The 2,256-nt window shown below is 68.0% G+C and carries 2 protein-coding genes; both read right to left on the reverse strand.

From position 1 onward, the window contains the following. Positions 1–153 precede the first annotated feature (153 nt). A complete protein-coding gene (locus DEIPI_RS0104460; protein ID WP_027480981.1) occupies positions 154–1,389 on the reverse strand; it encodes an ABC transporter substrate-binding protein in 1,236 nt (411 codons plus the stop codon). 66 nt (positions 1,390–1,455) lie between these two features. Continuing rightward, positions 1,456–2,256, reverse strand: an 801-nt coding sequence (locus DEIPI_RS0104465) for a MurR/RpiR family transcriptional regulator (RefSeq protein ID WP_211238239.1), incomplete at its 5' end; no start/stop codon positions are given.

Below are 2,256 nucleotides of genomic sequence, written 5' to 3' on the forward strand. Positions count from 1 at the left end.
GAGGGCGAGAAGGAGGGTCAGGGAACGCATGTCACCTCATGGAAACGTTCGGGAGCGTGGAGTGGCCCCTCCCCTCGGGAGGGGAGGGGCCACCGGACGGATCGGACGGTCAGGACCGACGCTGAAGGCTGACGGCCGGGCGCTGACGGCCGCTCAGAGACTGCTGTTCCAGACGCGGACGATCTCGTCGAGCGCCTGCTGCGCGGACTTGTTGCCCGCCATGGCCGCCTCGATGTTGTCCTTGAAGGCCTTGAAGAGCTTGCTCGCGTCGGGCACGACGACGGTGAGGTCGCGGGCCTTCTTGAGCTCCGTGCTGCTCACGAGACGCCCCTGGTCGATGGCGTTGTCGCCGCCCTGCTTGAAGAAGGCGTTCGTGCTGGACTTGATGGTGCTGGGGAAGGTCGTCTTGGTGACCTTGCTGAACTGCAGCTGGTTCACGTCGTTCGTGATGAACGCCGCGAGCTTCATCGCCTCGGCCTTGTTCTGCACGCCCTTGGGGACGCTCATCGCCATGAGGGGCGTGTGGATCACGTTCCCGGCGAGGTTGAGCGGGTAGGGCGCGACCTTCGTCTGGCCGTACACGGTCTTGTTGTCGTTCTCGACGCGCAGGATGAACTGCGGACCCGTGATGAGCATGCCGAGCTTGCCCGCGCCGTACAGCTCGGTCGCGCCGACGAAGCCGCGCCGCATGGTGTCCTCGGGGATGTAGCCCTTCTTGTAGAGGTCCACGTACTCCTGCAGGACGCGCACGTGCTGCGGGCTGTTGAACACCGCCTTCTTGCCGCCCTTGTCGAGGATCGGCAGGCCGTACTCCTGGAAGAGGAACAGGAAGTTGATGTTGTTGATGTTCGGCATGAAGCCGTACATGCCGGTCTTGTCCTTGATCTGCTTCGCCGCCGCGATGAGCGTCTGGATGGTGCGGGGCGGGTTGTTCGGGTCGAGCCCGGCCTTCTTGAAGATCTCGGTGTTGTACGCCACGACCTTCGGCGCCCAGTACCAGGGCAGGCCGTACACCTTGTTCTCGAAGGTGAAGGTGGAGAGCGCGCCCGGGAAGTACGTCTTGAGGGTCTTGTCGCCGATGTCGTTGAGGGTCTCCAGGGCGCCCTGGTCGCGCATCTTGACGGTCATGTCGGCGTTGAGGTTCACGACGGCGGGCGGACGTCCCGCCGCGACGGACGCGAGGAGCTTCTGCTCGATGGCGTTGGCGGGCACGTCCACCCACTTGACGTCCACGTTGGGGTTCTGCTTCTCGTACTCCGCGACGAGGCGGTTCATCTCGTCGTTGAACAGGGGCGCGAGCGACTGCGTCCAGAACTCGAGCTGGACCTTCTGGGCGGAGGCGGCGCTCACGGAGAGCAGGGCGGCGGTCAGGAGGAGGTTGCGCTTCATGGTCTTTCCTTTCCGGTGCGTCGTGGACGCGTGAGAGACTCGGGATTCCCTGGGGTCCGCGCCTGGCTAGTAGCTGCGGTCGGCGACGGCGGCGGCCGTGTCGTGCACGGCGTCCTCGCTGCCGGGCTTCAGGCTCGCGAGCGTGCGGTACAGCGCTTCGAGCACGAGAAGCTGACCGGCCTTGCTGGTCGTGGCGCCTCCGGTGAGCGGACTTTCGGGACTCGCAGTGTAGAGCACGAACCCGGCCTCCTTGGTGATAGGGCTGCGGGCGCGGTGCGTCACGGCGACCGTGACGAGGTCCGCCTCGCGCGCGACGCGCAGGCAGCCGACGGTGTCCTTCGTGCTGCCCGAGCGGCTGATGCCGATCACGACGCCGCCGCGCGGCAGGGTCGCGGCGCGCATCGCGGCGAGGTGCGGGTCTCGTTCGGCGGTGGCGTTCACGCCGAGCCGCACGAGCTTGTACGTGAGGTCGAGGGCGGTGATGCCGCTCGCGCCCTGCCCGCTCACGAGCACGGCGGGCGCGTCCACGAGGGCCCGCGCGACCGCCTCGACCTGCGCGGCGTCGAGGACCTTGCGGGTCTCGTCGATGGCGGCGCGCATCATCTCGGCGGCGTCCGCGAGGAGCTCCCCCGCGCCCGCCGTTCCCTCGCCCCGTCCGGGCGCGCGGGTGGCGAGGTCCGCGCTCAGCGCGAGCTTGAAGTCCTGGAAGCCGCCGAAGCCGAGGTCGCGGCAGGTGCGGATGACGGTGGCCTCGCCGCTGCCGCTGGCCTCCGCGAGTTCCGTGACGGTCTGGTACACGACGTCCTCGGGATGGTCGAGGACGTACGCGGCGACGCGGCGCGCGGCGGGCGTGAGCAGGTCGAGCTG

Source organism: Deinococcus pimensis DSM 21231 (assembly GCF_000519345.1).
Taxonomy (GTDB): Bacteria; Deinococcota; Deinococci; order Deinococcales; family Deinococcaceae; genus Deinococcus_A; species Deinococcus_A pimensis.

Bases quoted from the DNA above. Each gene is read 5' to 3' on its own strand.
- DEIPI_RS0104460 (WP_027480981.1), bottom strand. From the start codon at position 1,389: ATGAAGCGCAACCTCCTCCTGACCGCCGCCCTGCTCTCCGTGAGCGCC.